At 59.1% G+C, this 16,620-nt stretch carries 16 protein-coding genes and 1 tRNA gene; 7 read left to right on the forward strand and 10 right to left on the reverse strand.

Annotated features, from left to right (window positions below; genetic code table 11):
* Window positions 1-76: 76 nt before the first annotated feature.
* The 5 genes from AC1DRJ_RS08665 to AC1DRJ_RS08685 all read right to left on the reverse strand — a co-directional run bounded on the left by AC1DRJ_RS08665 (window position 77) and on the right by AC1DRJ_RS08685 (window position 5,304).
* Complete coding sequence (locus AC1DRJ_RS08665; RefSeq protein WP_477801763.1) at window positions 77-322, reverse strand: 4Fe-4S dicluster domain-containing protein; 246 nt, start codon at window positions 320-322, stop codon at window positions 77-79.
* 25 nt (window positions 323-347) lie between these two features.
* The gene (locus AC1DRJ_RS08670; RefSeq protein ID WP_477801764.1) at window positions 348-2,093 is read right to left on the reverse strand and encodes a fumarate reductase/succinate dehydrogenase flavoprotein subunit; all 1,746 of its coding nucleotides are present in this window, start codon (window positions 2,091-2,093) and stop codon (window positions 348-350) included.
* On the reverse strand, window positions 2,090-2,842 hold the full coding sequence (locus AC1DRJ_RS08675) for a GntR family transcriptional regulator (RefSeq protein ID WP_477801765.1): 753 nt from the start codon (window positions 2,840-2,842) through the stop codon (window positions 2,090-2,092). Before AC1DRJ_RS08675 ends, AC1DRJ_RS08670 begins: the two co-directional genes overlap by 4 nt.
* 208 nt (window positions 2,843-3,050) lie before the next feature.
* On the reverse strand, window positions 3,051-3,938 hold the full coding sequence (locus AC1DRJ_RS08680; protein ID WP_477801766.1) for a Dyp-type peroxidase: 888 nt from the start codon (window positions 3,936-3,938) through the stop codon (window positions 3,051-3,053).
* Window positions 3,939-4,257: 319 nt separating this feature from the next.
* Window positions 4,258-5,304, reverse strand: coding sequence for an AraC family transcriptional regulator (locus AC1DRJ_RS08685; protein ID WP_477801767.1), 1,047 nt, complete (start codon window positions 5,302-5,304; stop codon window positions 4,258-4,260).
* A 208-nt stretch (window positions 5,305-5,512) separates the two neighbouring features.
* Here AC1DRJ_RS08685 and AC1DRJ_RS08690 point away from each other — a divergent pair, with 208 nt between their 5' ends.
* Window positions 5,513-6,457 (forward strand): SphA family protein, encoded by a 945-nt coding sequence (locus tag AC1DRJ_RS08690; RefSeq protein ID WP_477801768.1) that lies wholly within the window; start codon window positions 5,513-5,515, stop codon window positions 6,455-6,457.
* Window positions 6,458-6,579: 122 nt separating this feature from the next.
* Here AC1DRJ_RS08690 and AC1DRJ_RS08695 read toward each other — a convergent pair whose 3' ends face one another.
* From AC1DRJ_RS08695 to AC1DRJ_RS08705, 3 genes are all read right to left on the reverse strand, one after another.
* On the reverse strand, window positions 6,580-7,788 hold the full coding sequence (locus AC1DRJ_RS08695; RefSeq protein ID WP_477801776.1) for a DSD1 family PLP-dependent enzyme: 1,209 nt from the start codon (window positions 7,786-7,788) through the stop codon (window positions 6,580-6,582).
* A 74-nt stretch (window positions 7,789-7,862) separates the two neighbouring features.
* A complete protein-coding gene (locus AC1DRJ_RS08700) occupies window positions 7,863-9,257 on the reverse strand; it encodes a D-arabinono-1,4-lactone oxidase (protein ID WP_477801769.1) in 1,395 nt (464 codons plus the stop codon).
* Between the two features lie 19 nt (window positions 9,258-9,276).
* Entirely contained in the window at window positions 9,277-9,666 is a 390-nt protein-coding gene (locus AC1DRJ_RS08705; protein ID WP_477801770.1) for a c-type cytochrome, read from the reverse strand.
* Between the two features lie 266 nt (window positions 9,667-9,932).
* Here AC1DRJ_RS08705 and AC1DRJ_RS08710 point away from each other — a divergent pair, with 266 nt between their 5' ends.
* Window positions 9,933-11,558: an NADP-dependent glyceraldehyde-3-phosphate dehydrogenase gene (locus AC1DRJ_RS08710; protein ID WP_477801771.1), complete on the forward strand. Its 1,626-nt coding sequence runs from the start codon at window positions 9,933-9,935 to the stop codon at window positions 11,556-11,558.
* A gap of 41 nt (window positions 11,559-11,599) precedes the next feature.
* Window positions 11,600-12,643, forward strand: a complete 1,044-nt coding sequence (locus tag AC1DRJ_RS08715) for an FUSC family protein (protein WP_477801777.1) — start codon at window positions 11,600-11,602, stop codon at window positions 12,641-12,643.
* A gap of 3 nt (window positions 12,644-12,646) precedes the next feature.
* Here AC1DRJ_RS08715 and AC1DRJ_RS08720 read toward each other — a convergent pair whose 3' ends face one another.
* Window positions 12,647-13,540: a DMT family transporter gene (locus AC1DRJ_RS08720; RefSeq protein WP_477801772.1), complete on the reverse strand. Its 894-nt coding sequence runs from the start codon at window positions 13,538-13,540 to the stop codon at window positions 12,647-12,649.
* Between the two features lie 134 nt (window positions 13,541-13,674).
* Here AC1DRJ_RS08720 and AC1DRJ_RS08725 point away from each other — a divergent pair, with 134 nt between their 5' ends.
* Together AC1DRJ_RS08725 and AC1DRJ_RS08730 are read left to right on the forward strand one after the other, a co-directional pair.
* Window positions 13,675-14,112, forward strand: coding sequence for an Lrp/AsnC family transcriptional regulator (locus tag AC1DRJ_RS08725; RefSeq protein ID WP_059182827.1), 438 nt, complete (start codon window positions 13,675-13,677; stop codon window positions 14,110-14,112).
* A 58-nt stretch (window positions 14,113-14,170) separates the two neighbouring features.
* Window positions 14,171-14,497 (forward strand): YceK/YidQ family lipoprotein, encoded by a 327-nt coding sequence (locus AC1DRJ_RS08730; RefSeq protein ID WP_477801773.1) that lies wholly within the window; start codon window positions 14,171-14,173, stop codon window positions 14,495-14,497.
* Window positions 14,498-14,559: 62 nt separating this feature from the next.
* On the opposite strand, the gene AC1DRJ_RS08735 is transcribed toward AC1DRJ_RS08730, so the two are convergent.
* Window positions 14,560-15,231 carry a Bax inhibitor-1/YccA family protein gene (locus AC1DRJ_RS08735; RefSeq protein WP_477801774.1) on the reverse strand — a complete coding sequence of 224 codons (672 nt, stop codon included), beginning with the start codon at window positions 15,229-15,231 and terminating at the stop codon, window positions 14,560-14,562.
* Between the two features lie 123 nt (window positions 15,232-15,354).
* Between AC1DRJ_RS08735 and AC1DRJ_RS08740 the strand changes: the two genes are divergently transcribed.
* Window positions 15,355-15,442: transfer RNA gene (locus AC1DRJ_RS08740), tRNA-Ser, on the forward strand.
* 360 nt (window positions 15,443-15,802) lie between these two features.
* On the forward strand, window positions 15,803-16,620 hold an 818-nt coding region (locus AC1DRJ_RS08745), incomplete at its 3' end, for a sulfatase-like hydrolase/transferase (protein ID WP_477801775.1).

A 16,620-nucleotide genomic window follows, 5' to 3' on the forward strand; every position in this document is an offset into this window, starting at 1 on the left:
GGAATGCATTCCCCTGTGGGAGCGGGCTTGCTCGCGAAGGCGTCCTGTCATTCAATAGAGATGCCGGTACTCACACTCAGCGCAACAAGTATGGTATTTCGACCTTCACCGCCCCGGTCGGGCAGTCCTTTTCACAGGGCATGCAGTACCAGCATTCATCGAACACCATGTAGGCTTTTTGTGTGGCCGGGTTGATCGCCAGCAGGTCCATCGGGCAGACGTCGACGCACACGGTGCAGCCTTTGTGGGCGATGCAAAGATCCTCGTCGACCGTGACCGGCGCGTTGGAACGAAAAAAAATTTCCTGGGGCTGATAGGCCATTGGGCGGTCTCTCTTTTAATGTTGCTCAGGCGGCAAAGGCACCCACGCGCAGCCGGTCGTAGGCTTGCATTTCATCGGCGTCCAGCGGAATGATGTAAGGCTCGACGGCTTTCTTGAAACTGGTCATCTGGCCGTCGTCCCCCTTCTTCAAGTGGCAATGGCAGAACCAGTCACTGTCGTTGCGTTGCGGGTGATCGACCCGATAGTGGTAAAGCCCCCAGCGGCTTTCGGCACGGAACAATGAGGCGCGGGCGGCCATTTCGGCACAGTCGCGGATCATGCTGACTTCCATGGCGCGCATCAGTTCGTGGGCGTTGTGGGCCCTGATTTGATCGAGGTCACGCTGGATATCGTTGAAGCGTTGCAGGCCGATTTGCATCTTCTTCGTGACTTTCGGCGGTTGCAGATAGTCGTTCACAAAACGCCGCAGCTTGTACTCGACCTGAGCCGGTGGCAGACCGTACTCGCGGTCCAGCGGCGCGTAGACCCTTTGTTTTTCCGTTTCAATCTGTTCGGCATCGACCGCCGAGAACTCGCGTCCGGCCACGAAATCCGCCGCATTGGTGCCCGCAAACCAGCCATAGGTGAACGCGCCGAGCATGTAGTTGTGCGGCACTGCCGCCATGTCCCCCGCCGAGTACAAACCCTTCACTGATGTCTCGGCCCGCTCGTTGACCCACACCCCCGACGCCGAATGCCCGCTGCAAAAACCGATCTCGGAGATGTGCATCTCAACCATCTGCGTGCGGTAATCCGTGCCGCGATTGGCGTGAAACTGTCCGCGACTCGGGCGTTCGTTGCTGTGCAGGATCTCTTCGATGTTCTGGATGGTTTCCTCGGCCAGGTGATCGAGTTTGAGGAACACCGGGCCGTTGCCGCTTTCGAGTTCCTGGTGGAACTCCCACATCATCTGACCGCTCCAGTAGTCGCATTCGATGAAGCGTTCGCCTTTGTTGTTGGCGGTGTAGCCACCCAGCGGACCGGTGACGTAGGCGCAGGCCGGGCCGTTATAGTCCTTGATCAGCGGGTTGATCTGAAAGCATTCCAGGTTCGCCAGTTCGGCACCGGCGTGATACGCCATGGCGTAACCGTCGCCAGCATTGGTCGGGTTTTCATAGGTTCCCATCAGGTAGCCCGAGGATGGCAACCCCAGACGCCCGGCGGCCCCGCAGCACAGAATCACCGCTTTGGCCTTGATCACATGGAAGTCGGCGGTGCGACAATCGAAGCCCATCACACCATTGACCGCGCCCTCTTCGTCCGTCAGCAAACGGGTGCAGACCAGGCGATTGGTGATGCTGACCCGCGCCCGTTTCAATTGGCGATACAGGACTTTTTTGATGTCGTGCCCTTCCGGCATCGGCAGCACGTAGGCGCCCATGTGGTGGACCTTTTTCACCGCGTAGTCGCCGGTCTCKTCCTTTTCGAACTTCACGCCCCAGCGGTCCAGTTGCTCGATGGTTTCGAAACTGTGCGTTGCGTAGGCGTACACCGCCGCCTGATTGACGATGCCGTCGTTGGCGATGGTGATTTCCTTGGTGTACTGCTCCGGCGTCGAGTGACCGGGGATAATCGCGTTGTTCAGGCCGTCCATGCCCATGCTGATCGCACCGCTGCGTTTGACGTTGGCCTTGTCGATCAACAACACGCGCAGATCGCGATTGCGTTCCTTGGCCTTGATCGCCGCCATCGGCCCTGCGGTGCCGCCACCGATCACGACGATGTCGTATTCCTGCTCCAGCGTGCTTCTGGTTACTGAACTGTGGCTCATGCCTGCGCCCCTTTTTGCCGGTCGATCCGCAGGCGGTACTGGAAGGCATCGCCACGGTAGTAAAGGTGTTCGAAGTCCACAGGCTGGCCACTGGCATCGTGGGTCAACCGCTCGATGCGCATGATCGGCGAGCCCGGTTCGACGTTCAGCGCCTGGGTCAGGTCGCTGTCGGCCAGGACGGCGTCGATGGCCAGATCGGCGTGGCCCAAGGTCAATCCGCAATCGTTTTCGAGAATCAGGAAAATGTCGCGGGTCACCAGATCAGCCTTCTCCAGCCGCTCGCCGATGGCCTTGGGCAGGTAGGTGATTTCCAGGGAGATGGGCTCGCGATTGATCAGGCGCACCCGTTTTATCTGCGCCACGGTTTCACCTTCGGCGACCTGCAAGCGCTCGGCGACGAGTTTGTCGGCGGCGATGAATTTGAAGCTGCGCAGGCGGTTGATCACCTCGTAGCCGCGACCGGTCATGGACTCGGCAAGGCCTTGCAGGGTGCTGACGTTCTGGAAGGTTTTCGGTTTGGCGACGAAGGTGCCTTTGCCGTGAATCTTGAAGATCAGCCCTTCCTTCTGCAGATCGCCCAAGGCTTGGCGAACGGTGATGCGGCTGACTTTGAACAGCACGCCGAGTTCGCTTTCGGAAGGCATTTGGCTGTCTTGCGGGTATTCACCGTCGAGGATGCGGGCGCGCAGTACGTCACGCAGTTGGGTGTGCAGAGGGACGCTGCTGAGGGATAGAACGTTATCAGTCATGACAGATCACTTGTTATAACGAGTTATGACGTGATCTTAGAGATGCCCACTAAGGGTTGAGAAATACTGTTTGAGCATAAGGTTAGATTCGCTGCGCTATCCCTGAGTGAGCCTGCTCGCGATAGCGTGGTGTCAGCCAACATCATTGCTGACTGTACCGACGCTTTCGCGAGCAGGCTCGCTCCCACAGGTTCTGGTGCGCTGAGGGTTAAGCGATGCGTAAGGCGCGCAGGTCCAGTTGACCGTCCTTGAGCGGTGGGCACCAGTAGTAGCCGCCAGTGATCGGTCGGCTGATGCGGTACAAGCCGTCGGTGATGCCGTCTTCCAGACCGCTCATGCGCCGCAGTTGCGCTTCGAAGGCGTCGAGGGAAAAGCCGAATGCGAGGAACATAAGGCCTGCGCGATCACCTTCGATCCACGGCATTGAACGACGGACGACGAACGCCTCGGGGGCGAAGCTTTCCTGGGCGGTGCGCTTGACGTGGGCCGAGACTGGCGCGTCGTCGAGTTCTTCGTTGTCGCTCAAACGACGGCCCATGATGTTGTCCTTTTCATGGGGCGGCATCGCGTGGAAGCCTTTGAGGTCATGCTGCCACTGCTGGATCGCGGCAAAGCTGCCACCAACCAGACCGTCCGTGCCTTCGCTCAACAGTGCAGCGGCGACAGCGGCTTCGTCGTGCGGGTTTTCCGTGCCGTCTTCGTAACCGGTCAGGTCGTGGCCGGTCTTGTGGCGGAAGGTTTCGTTCATTTGCACCAGGCGCAGGGCCGGCGCCAGAGCGGTTTCGATGGCCTGGCTGCGATTGAGCAATTCACCCCGGTCGACGCCGTGCAGCCAGCACCACAAGGCATGTTGAGTCGACGGGTTATCGACACCAACCCCGGCCAGCGCCGGAAAGGCACGCAGCCCATCGACCTGCGCGTGCAACGCCTTGACCAGCGACTCCCCGAAACCGACGACAGCCRACTTCCCGTCCACCAGGCGCATCAAGTTGTCGAGCGCGACCGGCAATGCTTCGGCGGATTCGAGGGCGAAGAACATATGGCGGGCTTGAGGCGGAACGGGGGTGGCGAGAATGCCCGGCTGGTAATAACTCATATGAACTCCTTGATAAAGAGCATGGAGTTTAACCGGAGCACGCGGGTTTGTGTGCACCGTCCCGTAGCCGCTGCCGAGCAGCGCGAGATTGCGTTAGGGCAGCCGTGAATTGTGCACACCGCCCCGTAGCAGCGCGAGGCTGCGTTCGGGCAGCCGTGAATTGTGCACATCGCCCCGTAGCAGCTGCCGAGCAGCGCGAGGCTGCGTTCGGCTGCGAAGCAGTCGTATGTTCGGACTCGCGACTATTGCTGATATAGCGGCAGCGCCTGATTTACGACTGCTKCGCAGCCGAACGCAGCCTCGCGYTGCTCGKCAGCTGCTACAGGGGATCGAGTATTGGGCTTTCGTTGCGGAACGCGCTCGGGCTCATGCCGGTCCAGCGTTTGAAGGCGCGGCGGAAACTGCGCACGTCGCTATRGCCGACTTCTTCGGTGATGCGTTCAATGGACATGTCAGGGTTGGCCAGCAGTCCCATGGTGCGGGCCTGGCGTACTTGCTCCAGCAGCGTCTCGAACGTCAGCGCGTGTTCGGTGAGGCGGCGACGCAAGGTGCGGCTACTCATGTTCAGGTCGCCAGCGATTTTCTCGATATGGCTGCCCTCGGTCAGGTCCCGGGCAATGGCCCGTTCCACCGCCTGGATCAAGTCCATTTTCTGGTGCACCTGCGTGGCTTCCAGCTCCAGCAGTTTCACGGCCTGACGCAGGGCCAGGGAATGGTGATTGGGCAAGTGCACATCCAGCCAATGCGCCGAGATCACCATGCGGTTTTGCAGACAGCCGAAACGCACGTCCGGCCCCAGCAGGCGCGAATACTCGCTGAGGTAGTCCGGCGCAGCGTGCATGAACTCCACCGCCATCGGCTTGAAATCCGCCCCGACCAGCGCCCGGCCGTACACCAGCAGACTGGCGAAGAATTCCTCGACCGCAAACAACTGCACATCGGCGAACGGCAAGCGGCATTCGGCGTCGACAAACACCCGATCACTCGCCTCCTCCACGCTCGACACCACAATCCCGCCGGAGGTGTGCTGATGCCGAATGCCCAGTTCAAAGGCATCGCGCAGGGTCTTGCACAGCGACAACACATGCCCAAGCAACCCCAGCGTGCCGAGCACATTCTGCGCCCCGACCCACAAACCCAACCCCTGATTGGGCAAGACTTTGAGCGAGCGCTGAATCATCGCCACGGCCTGGCGATAGGAAATACGCTGCGCCGGATCCTGAAGATCTTCAAAGGTGAAGCCCAGCCCTCGGCACAAGCTGTCGGGGTTGACGCCTTTTTGCTCCGCGACTTCGGCCAGTGTTTGCAGGAGAAATGGCGACACGAGCGCCAGTTCAAAGGTGGGATCAATCACTTTCATTTGCATGGGGATATACATTCCGGATCAAGCTGCATTCTTATTTTTGTTACCGGTTATGTCGACGGAAGTTAGCACAGGGGTTAACGGCTGTCCGCAGAAGTCCCCCTAAATGGCCGCCAAAACCCTGCCTTGTGCAGCGCAGACAGCTTATTTCTATGTTGCGGCCCTCGTATGGACGCAGGAAAGCCCGCTAACAATAATAATGAGTACGCCCATGATCCCGACCCGCACGACATTTCCCCTACTGGTCATCAGCCTGGCCGGGCTCTGTGCCATACAGCCGGCACTGGCCACCGAGGCAGGCGTGGACAACATCGGCCCCGGCACCGACGGTTTTTTCATGTTGCCGCTGTCGCCCGACAGCCTTCCGGCCAACATGCTGGTGTTCAACCTCTACTACAACCACTACACGTCGACGAAGCTGAATATCAGCTCGCTCGGTGGCAAGGTGCCGCAAGTCGACATCGAATCCACGGCGGTCATTCCGCGCCTCGATTACCTCAGTCCGCTGCGGGTGTTTGGTGGCCGGGTGGCGGCATACATTGGGCAGCCTTGGCTCAAGCAGGAAGTCTCGGTGTTTGGCTTGCACGACACCCGCGAAGGTATGGGCGACACCACCGTCGCGCCGATCATTCTCTGGGACATGGGCCCAACCCTGACCCTGGGCGCCGCGCTTGAAATCACCGTGCCGACCGGCGAATACGCGGTCGATCGCCTGGCCAACACCAGCAACAACTTCTACACCTACAAACCGCTGTTCTCCTTCACTTGGCTGCCATCGGAAAACACCGAGATGTCGGTGAAGACGACGTACAGCTTCAACGGGAAAAACAAAGACACCGATTACGAGTCGGGGCAGATTTTCCACTTCGACTATTCGGCCAGCTACAAAATCACCGACAACCTGATGCTCGGTTTGAACGGCTACTACCTCAAGCAAACCACCGACGACAAACAGTTCGGCCATACCGTGCAGTTTAATGGCGAGGACGTGAACGACGGGGTGCGCGGGCAGGTGTTTGCGATTGGCCCGGCGTTGCACCTGACCTTTTTGAAGTACGCCAGCGCGGAGATCCGCTGGGCCAAGGAGTTTGATGTGGAGAACCGGCCTGAAGGGGAAATGCTTTGGGCCAAGGTCAGTATTCCCTATGCGTTTTAACTGAACTGACGCCTTCGCGAGCAAGCCCGCTCCCACATTTGACCGCATTCCCCTGACAGGACTCGGTCAAATGTGGGAGCGGGCTTGCTCGCGAAAGCGTCAGAAAAAGCACCAAAAAGCTTTCAGGAATACACCGGCCAGGTATCAACAATCCGCCCACCCCGAACCGCCAGCAAATCCCCAAACTGCAACAGCACCGACTCCGTCTGGGTCGGCCTTAAAAACACCTGATCTTCAACCCCCAGCCCCACCGCCGCCGAGCCATTGACTATTTCCTGATTCGAACTGCGGCCGTACAACCCGTTACTTTGCAACCCCGGTGGCGATTCGAACTCTGCCATCCAGTTTCCGCCATAGATAAAAAACGTCTCGCGCTGATTGGTGTCCCACCACGAAAACAGTCGGGACTTGTCATCCAGCGCCGGGATGTTCACCGCCCCGGCGCTTTTCAACACCGGCGTGGCGATGTAAGCGGCGGGCACATGCTCCAGCAGCGACGGCAAATCGTAATGCGTGGGTTTGAGCATCGCCGTGCCCACCGAGACTTCGCTGCTGAGTTGTTCGTGCTCATGCATGCGATAGCTCGGGCTGCCGGCCGTGTTGAGAGTCAGCCCTTCGTGCCACAGACCGGGGTATTGCTGGCGGGTGAAGTCGACGCAACGGTTGTAAATCACCATGACCTTGGCGAACAGCTCCTCGGACGACCCCAGAATCCCCGGCACACCCATACCGACAAACGGGTCGTAGCCCATAAACCCGGCGAACTCCAGGTGCTGCGGGTGCTGGCTGATCAGCGTCAGCATCTGCCGCAGCACCGCCAGATCACCGACACCGCCACGATGCAGACCCACGTCCAACTCAATGTTCACTCGTAACCGCGTACCCAATCCCTGCGCGAGTGCCAGGTATTGTTCCAGTCGCTCAGGCGTATCGAGCAACCACTGCAACTGCTTCGACGGGTCGAAAGCGCCCTTGTGCGACTGATAAAATAGTTGCGCCGAGCGCACCGGCAAAGGTTTGCCCAACAGGATGTCGGACTCGGGAAACAGTGTCGCATCATGATTGAGAAACGGCTGATGAAACGACATCAACCGCTGCGTGTCGGCGCGCTTGGCGATGTAGGTCAACAACCCAGGCGCCGGCAACGACTTCTCCACCAGCCGCAGGTGCTTGCCGCCGCGTTTAACCGACTGCATCACCACATCGATGTTGTGATCCAGCCGGTCAAGATCGATCAGCATCACCGGGCGCATCGGCCCGTGCTCTTTGAGTTCACGGTTCAGTGCACGAAAATAATCGTTGTATGGCGCGCCTCGATCACTTGGCCGCAACCACGCCCCGACACCCACCAACAACGCGCCGACGCCGGCGGTTCCGATCAGAAAGTGGCGGCGATTGAAGGCCATTAGCTCACCCCCAGGATCGATGACAAGTGCGCATTGAGAAATTTGCCGCTGGGGTCGAGCTCCTGTCGAACCTGAAGGAACTCCTGCCAGCGCGGGTACAGCGGCTGCAGGTGTTTCGCGTTGAGGGTGTGCACCTTGCCCCAGTGCGGCCGGCCGTTGTACTTCCAGAAAATCGGCTCGATGGCGGCGAAGAAGTTGTGATGATCCATCTGATAATGCTGGTGGACCGAGATCGAGCAACTGTCGCGGCCTTCGAACATGCTCAAGGGAATGTCGTCGGCCTTGACGTAACGGTATTCAATCGGAAACCAGGTGCGCAGGTCTTTGTCCCGGATCAGCTTGAGAATCTCACGCAGGCATGCCGGGCCGTGTTCGGCCGGCACTGAATACTCCATTTCGTTGAAACGTACCGTGCGCACGTTGGCGTAGATGTCGAACGAGTCGCCCACCCGGTCATCGAAGCTGGCGATGTGGCGCAAACTATTGAGCATCGTGTGGCGCAGGTCCGGGAAGTCGCTGCCGTACTTGTCGAGCTTTTCGATCAAGGTCACGAATTCGTTACCGCCCTCCTCATCTGCTGGGATCGGCGGTGTGGCCGGGTCGGTGGTTTCGTTCAGGGCGACCGACAAGGCGTAGTCGGAATGAGTGACCACTTGCATTTCCCAGTGCTGGTTTTCCCGGGTGTTCTTGTCGATGTCTTCCAGTAATTCTTCGGTCTTGGCGACCCACTGGCGTTCTCTCAAGCGATACGCCGGGCGGTTTTGCAGACGAATTTTCGTCGCCACTCCGAGCGCGCCCAGGGACACCCGCGCCGCGCTGAAAACCTCAGGGTGTCGCATGCTGTCGCAGTCCAGCACCTCGCCATTGGCGGTAACCAACTGCAGGCCGCAGACGTGGGCAGAATAGGACTGAAAGTTCTTACCAGTGCCGTGGGTCGATGTGGAAATCGCGCCAGCGAGGGTCTGGTAATCGATGTCGGCCATATTTTGCAGGGCCTGGCCGATGTCTTTGAGCGGGGTGCCCATGCGTGACATCGGCGTACCCGCGGCGAACTCGGCTTGCAGGGTTTTCGCGTCGTGATCGAGCAACCCAGTGAAATAACTCAATGACAGCAATGTGCCGTCGGTGGGCACCAGCGCGCTGAAGGAGTGCGCCGAGCCCACCGGGCGAATCTTGCCGGGGGCCTGGTGCACCACATGGGTCAACTCATCCAGATTCTTGGGCGCCAGCCGCGCTGCCGGCAGGCAACTCTGGCCCCCCGACCAGTTCCGCCAGGGAATCAGCCGCGGCGCGCGCAGAAATTCGGCCAGCGCAGGCGTTGAGCCGAGCGCGGTAAAAACACCAATGACACTCGCCCGTTGCAACAACTGACGCCGTGTTAAGTCCATCGTCATGAATCGCACCCTGCCGTTCTTATTGTTGGATGTGCTGGCCGGACATGAACGCAATCAGCGCCAGGAACTGTTCTTGCGAACACTGCATGCACATGCCCATTGGCGGCATGCCGTTGTAGCCGTTGATCGCGTGATCGAGCAGCGTGTCCGCGCCCTGCAAGACCCGGGGTTCCCAGGCTTTCTTGTCGCCGGTCAACGGCGCCCCGGCTGCCGGGTTGGCGTGGCAAAGCTTGCAACTGTTGTCATAGACCTGCGCCAGCTCGGTGTCTGCGGGCCGGGCGGTGGCCGCTTCGCTATACGTGGCCGGGCTTTTTGGTTCTTCGCCACACCCTGCGAGCAACGCCGCGAAGACGCACACCATCAGGGCAAAACAAAGGCTAGGCTGTTCAGTGAATCGGCGTGCCCGCATGGCGGTCCTCTCATTGGGTGCCCGGTCAGCCGGATGCACTGTTTTTGTTTTGATCAAGGAGAGCTCAACACTAAAGCACACCGTGTGGGCAGGTTGAGGGCATTGGGGGCCAACAAGGGGGGCTTCTGAGGCCATGACCCACGTGCCGGGAAAGTCCTGCGCGATCTCGCTGCGCCGCAAATCACCAAGATGAGTCATGACAAGCGAGGCCGAGGTCTGCTAAAACGTTTCACCAAGGCATCACCTAATCCGAAGGGGGTAGCGACATGACCACAGCCAATATTCTCGACAACCTGTTTCCGAGCCTGGCCGACATCCCGGAAAAGTACCGCCTCGACGGCCAGACCGAGCAGCGTGAGTACCTGGTCGATGGCCAACTGAAAACCTGGTCCGGGCCTCTCGCCCAGGTCCGTAGCCCGGTGTACCTGACCGGCGCGAATGGCGACGAGCAAGTAATACTCGGCAGCACCCCGCTGCTGGATGCCGACACCGCGCTGACTGCACTGGACGCCGCCGTCCGAGCGTACGACCGTGGCCAGGGCTTGTGGCCGACCATGCGAGTCGCCGAACGCATCCAGCACGTCGAAGCATTCTTGGGGCGCATGCGCCAACAGCGCGAGGCGGTGGTCAAGTTGCTGATGTGGGAGATCGGCAAGAATCTCAAGGATTCGGAAAAAGAATTTGACCGCACCTGTGATTACATCGTCGACACCATCAATGCCTTGAAGGAACTCGACCGTCGCTCCAGCCGTTTCGAGCTGGAGCAGGACACCCTCGGCCAAATCCGCCGCGTTCCGCTCGGCGTCGCCCTGTGCATGGGCCCTTACAACTACCCGCTGAACGAAACCTTCACCACGCTGATTCCGGCACTGATCATGGGCAACACCGTGGTGTTCAAACCAGCCAAGCTCGGCGTGCTGTTGATTCGACCGCTGCTGGAAGCGTTCCGCGACAGCTTCCCGGCCGGGGTGATCAATGTGATCTACGGCAGCGGCCGCGAGACGGTCAGCGCGCTGATGGCCAGCGGCAAGATCGATATTTTCGCGTTTATCGGCACCAACAAAGCCGCCAGCGACCTGAAAAAACTTCACCCAAAACCTCACCGTTTGCGTGCGGCGCTGGGCCTCGATGCGAAAAACCCCGGCATCGTCTTGCCAGAGGTCGATCTGGACAACGCAGTCAGCGAAGCGGTGACCGGCTCGCTATCGTTCAACGGCCAGCGCTGCACTGCGCTGAAAATCCTCTTTGTCCACGAAGACGTGGTCGAGGCGTTCATCGAGAAATTCAACGCCAAGCTCGCCAGCCTCAAACCCGGCATGCCGTGGGACAGCGGCGTGGCGCTGACCCCGCTGCCCGAGTCGGGCAAGGTCGATTACCTGCATTCGCTGGTGGCGGACGCCGAAAGCAAAGGGGCCAAGGTGGTCAACCCCAACGGCGGCCAGGCTCGCGCCTCGTTTTTCTACCCGGCGGTGCTGTACCCGGTGACCACGCAAATGCGCGTCTATCAGGAAGAACAGTTCGGCCCGGTCATCCCGATTGTGCCGTACCGTCATCTGGACACGGTGATCGATTACGTCCTGGAATCGGACTTCGGCCAGCAGCTGAGTATTTTCGGCACCAACCCGGTCGCGGTCGGCCGGCTGGTGGACACGTTCGCCAACCAGGTCGGGCGCATCAACCTCAACGCCCAATGCCAGCGCGGCCCGGACACCTTCCCGTTCAACGGCCGCAAGAACTCGGCCGAGGGCACGTTGTCGGTACATGACGCGTTGCGGGTGTTTTCGATCCGCACGTTGGTTGCCACCAAGTTTCAGGAAACCAATAAAGACCTGATCAGCGAGATCATCAGCGGACGCAGTTCAAGCTTCCTGACCACTGATTACATTTTCTGAGGACATAGCGACTGAGCACCTTCAGCCAACGATTGCCACCGCTGCTGCGCCGACTGCTGCGTCCGTTGCTGGACCCGTATCGGCGCTATCGCAACGCCAAACTGATCCACGCGGTGCGGGTATCGCTCGGGTTGCTGGCGACGATCCTGCTGACCACCGGCATCAATTTGCCCCATGGCGAATGGGCGTCGGTGACGATGCTGGTGGTAATCGGAGGTTTGCAGCACCACGGCAATATCGGCAAAAAAGCCGCGGAGCGGGCCATTGGCACCTTGATCGGGGCGGGTGTCGGTCTGGTGCTGGTCGCGCAACAGGCCTGGCTCGGGATGCCGTGGCTGACTTATTTCGCCATGTCGGTGGTGTGCGGGTTTTTCTCGTATCACGCCATTGGAAAGGGCGGTTACACGGCGTTACTGGCCGCCATCACCGTGTTTATCGTCGCGGGGCATGGCGACAACGCGGTCACTGCTGGCCTGTGGCGCGGGGTGGACATTTTGATCGGCATTGCGCTGGCACTGGCGTTTTCCTTCGCGCTGCCGCTGTATGCGGTTTTTTCCTGGCGCTATAACCTGGCCGATGCGTTGCGCGATTGCGCGACGATCTACGGGCGCATCATCAATGGCGAGTCGGTCAGCGATGATGAACACCTCAAACTCATGGGCCGTTTGAACACCGTGATGGTGCAATTGCGCTCGCTGATGCCGTCGGTGTCCAAGGAAGTGAAAATCTCCATGACCGAACTGGATGCCATTCAGCGCAACTTGCGGATGTGCGTCAGCACCCTGGAAATCCTCGCGAACACCCGCCCGGATACCAGCGACCCGAATGCCTTGGCGCATTTGCATTCAGCGATGACCGCGGAGCATCGACAAATCCGCGTGCAACTGAGAGGAATGGCGCGGGCCTTGAAAACCGGTGCGTCGCAACGGCTGAGCGGGCCCGTCTACCTGCCGGCGGTATCAAGCCTCGAATCGCCGGTCTACACCCCACTGGACGGCTATCGATTATTGACCCACCAGTTGGCCTCCAACATCAGCGAGATGCGCCAGCGACTGGCCAAGACCGCGCCGCGCTGGAACATCTGACGCTTACTGTGCCGCCAACTTGCGCGATTTAAAGCCCCAGCCCTGTTGCATCCCCGCGGCAGCCAGCAGAATTGCCGCCACACCGAGCCATTGCAGCGATTCCAGGCGATGGCCGAAGGCAACCCAATCGACAAAAATCGCCGCTATCGGGTAGATAAATGACAACGCCCCGGTCAGTGCCGTCGGCAGTTTTTGAATCGCGCCATACAACAGCACATACATCACACCCGTGTGGACGATGCCCAACGTCACCAGACTGGCCCAGGCGCTCGGCGCTTGCGGCAGCGCTGAAAAGTGCGCGAACGGCGCGAGCAACAGCACCCCGGTGCAGACCTGGATCAACGCGATCAAATGCGGCGGCGTCCCGGTCAGGCGCTTGATGATCAACGCGGCAATCGCATAAAGGAAGGCCGCGCCCAGCGCCAGGCCAATCCCCATCAGGTAATCATTGCCGCTCTCGCCCTGCCCGCCATGGGCACTGACAATCGCCAGCATCCCCAGAAACGAAATGCCCAGCCAGAACAGTTTCTGCAGGGTGAGCTTTTCGTTGAGGAACAACGCGGCCAGCCCCACCAACATGAACGGCTGAACGTTGTACACCGCCGTACCAATGGCAATCGACGCGCGGGAATACGACGCAAACAGCAGCACCCAGTTACCGACAATCGCCACGCCGCTGATTACTGCCAGCAGGAAGGTGGTACGGGTCAGAATGCCGGGGCGCAAAAAGCCGAAAGCCGCACAAATCAGCAACAAGGTGCCAGCCCCGAACAGGCAACGCCAGAACACCACGTCCAGCACCGGTTGCCCGGACACCAGCACGAACCAGCCGATGGTCCCGGAGATCAGCATGGCGGCGGTCATCTCGAATGAGCCACGACGAATTGATYTGTCCATCTTCAGACTCCTGTGTTTGAGCGCAAAGTATGCCAATCCGCCAGGGGGCTTCTCCAGCGCAAAAAGCAGGCTAAACTCGGTTTCTGCCTTTTTTATCAAGGCGGTTTTAATCAACTGCCTTACAGGGGTTCGCCATGACTGACGATATTGACCAAGTGCTGATCAGCGCCTTGATGGAAGACTCACGGCGCTCGCTCAAGGCGCTGGCACACCTCAGCGGCTTGTCCTCGCCCAGTGTCGCCGAGCGTTTGCGCCGTCTCGAAGAACGCGGTGTGCTCAAGGGCTACACCGTGGAAATCGACCCGAAGTGCTTCGGTTATCAACTCCAGGCCATCGTGCGGATTCGCCCGCTGCCGGGTCAGTTGCAGGAAGTGGAGCGGCAGATTCAGGCCATCCCCGAATTCACCGAGTGCGACAAAGTCACGGGCGACGACTGCTTCATTGCGCGCCTGCACGTGCGATCCATGGAACAACTGGACACCCTCCTCGACCGCCTGAACACCCACGCTGAAACCAATACGGCGATCGTCAAGAAGACCCCGGTCAAGCGCCGGTTGCCCCCGATGGCATGAGTGAAGTTTGTTTGGCATTCGCGTAGATTGAGGTTTTCCGACGAGGGATTGGCGGTTTATGAAAACTCAGGCAATGCTACTGGCGGTGCTGATGCTGGCGGGCTGTGGCACGATTCAAACGGTGGTGCGCGGTGACGAAGTGGCGGCTGACAGCCTCAAGGATCAGAAGAGCTATTGTGGTTCCGTTCCGCGAATCTACAGCGGTGTGACCTATGATTTTTGCAGTTTGAATGCGCCGCTGAAAAAAGGCCTTGATGCGCAAGACCACACCGATGCACCAGCGATTGCACTGCTCGACGTGGTCATGTCCGGCGCACTCGACACCTTGTTGCTGCCCTACACCATCTACCGCCAACAGGCCGACGGCAGCATTGTCATTGACTGAATGAGCTGARTCGCAGGCAATAAAAAACCCGCCTGAGCGGGTTTTTTACTTAAAGCCTTCGATTAATCATCGCGGCTCATGATGCCAAACAGCTGCAACAAGCTGATGAACAGGTTATAGATCGATACATACAGGCTGATGGTCGCCATGATGTAGTTACGCTCGCCGCCCTGAATGATGGCGCTGGTCTGGTACAGAATGCAGACCGAGGAGAACAGTACGAAACCTGCGCTGATCGCCAGTTGCAGGCCGCTGATCTGGAAGAAGAAGCTCGCCAGTGTCGCACCCAGCAGCACGAAGAAGCCTGCAGTGATGAAACCGCCCAGGAAGCTCATGTCCTTGCGGGTGATCAGCACGTAAGCCGACAGACCACCAAACACCAGCGCCGTCATCGCGAACGCCGAACTGACCACTTCAGCGCCGCCCTGCATTCCCAGGTAACGGTTGAGGATCGGGCCGAGCAGGAAACCCATGAAACCGGTCAGGGCAAAAGCAGAAACCAGGCCCCAGGCAGAATCACGGAGTTTGTTGGTGAGGAAGAAAAGCCCGTAGAAGCCGATCAGCACCACGAATATGTTCGGGTAACCGACGCGCATCTGCTGAGCGACAAACGCCATCACGCCGCTGAATGCGAGGGTGAGAGCGAGTAAGCCGTAAGTGTTGCGCAGGACGCGGCTAACCTCTAGCTGCTCAGCCTGCACGCTGTTATTAACTGCGTAATCCTGTTCGCGCATGGCGACACTCCTGTTGGTTTGAAACGTTCAGTCGCAAAGATCATAACAGACGCTCTGTAACAAGCCATGCAGAGAGTTTGACAGTGTGTTTCATTCAGGTATTATGGCGCCCGCAACACAAACGGAGGTGTGGCCGAGTGGTTTAAGGCAACGGTCTTGAAAACCGTCGACTGTAACAGGTCCATGAGTTCGAATCCCATCGCCTCCGCCATCTTTATACGACAAAGCCCTGATTTTTCAGGGCTTTGTCGTTTCTGGGGTTTGATGCCGACAAGTCTGCGGGTGATGTCTTCCATAGCTATCATGGACGTGTTCCAGAACTAGCGCAGCCTTACCCTTCCTTCGGCGTCCTGCCGACCGAATACCACTCCCCCTCTGCTCAGCCCCACGGCGCGACGGTTAGCTCTGCTCGAAGGAATCGTTCGTCTAGACTGATCCATCCAATAGCTGACGTTTGCGGTCACGCAAGGCTGGAGGGTGAATCATCATTACTGATTCTCGCATTTCGAGTGAAGTGCAGCGGTAGTCAGTTGTAGCTGTACGCCTATATCAATCGATAGAGGAACACGCTATGAGACTTAAACAGTTAGTAATGGTGGGGCTGGCCACCAGCGGCATGATGCTGGGAGCATCATTGCCCACGCTCACCCAGGCAGCCGACAAAAAACCCAACATTCTGTTCATCATGGGTGATGACATTGGTTGGATGCAGGTCGGGGCTTATCAGAACGGGCTGGGGTTTGACACAACACCCAACCTGGACCGAATTGCCAATGAAGGCGCCAAGTTCATGACTTACTACGCCGAGCAAAGTTGCACGGCAGGTCGCAACGCTTTCTTCACCGGCATGACGCCCTTGCGAACCGGCATGATCCCGCCGCAATTGCCCGGCAGCCCCTCCTACCTGCGACCTGGCACTCCAGCGCTCGCCAAGTTCCTGCTCGACCAGGGTTACAGCACAGGCGAGTTCGGCAAGAATCACTTAGGTGATCACCCGGATGCATTGCCGACGGCGCACGGCTTCCAGGAGTTCTGGGGCTACCTCTATCACCTGGACGCCATGCAGCAGGTCAGCTTCCCAGACATCAACAAGTCCCCTACCCAGCAGGGCTTTGCTCCACCGTGCCAAACGGAGCCAATCCCAGGGGTGGCGCCATTCCCAGGAGCAGTCAACCCCAGGACTACCACTTGTTTAACGCCACCACGGCCAGTTTTGGCCTGTGTATCCAAAGATGGTTCGTCGCAGAACCAGACCTGCAAGGATGAGGGCCCGCTGACTCTGGAGCGCTCGAAAACGGTAGATGAAGAAATTTCAGCCAAGGTTGTCGACTTCCTCGACCGCAACGATCCGAAGACGACCAACAAGCCGTTTTTTGTCTGGTACAACCC

The organism is Pseudomonas sp. P5_B2, assembly GCF_056400445.1.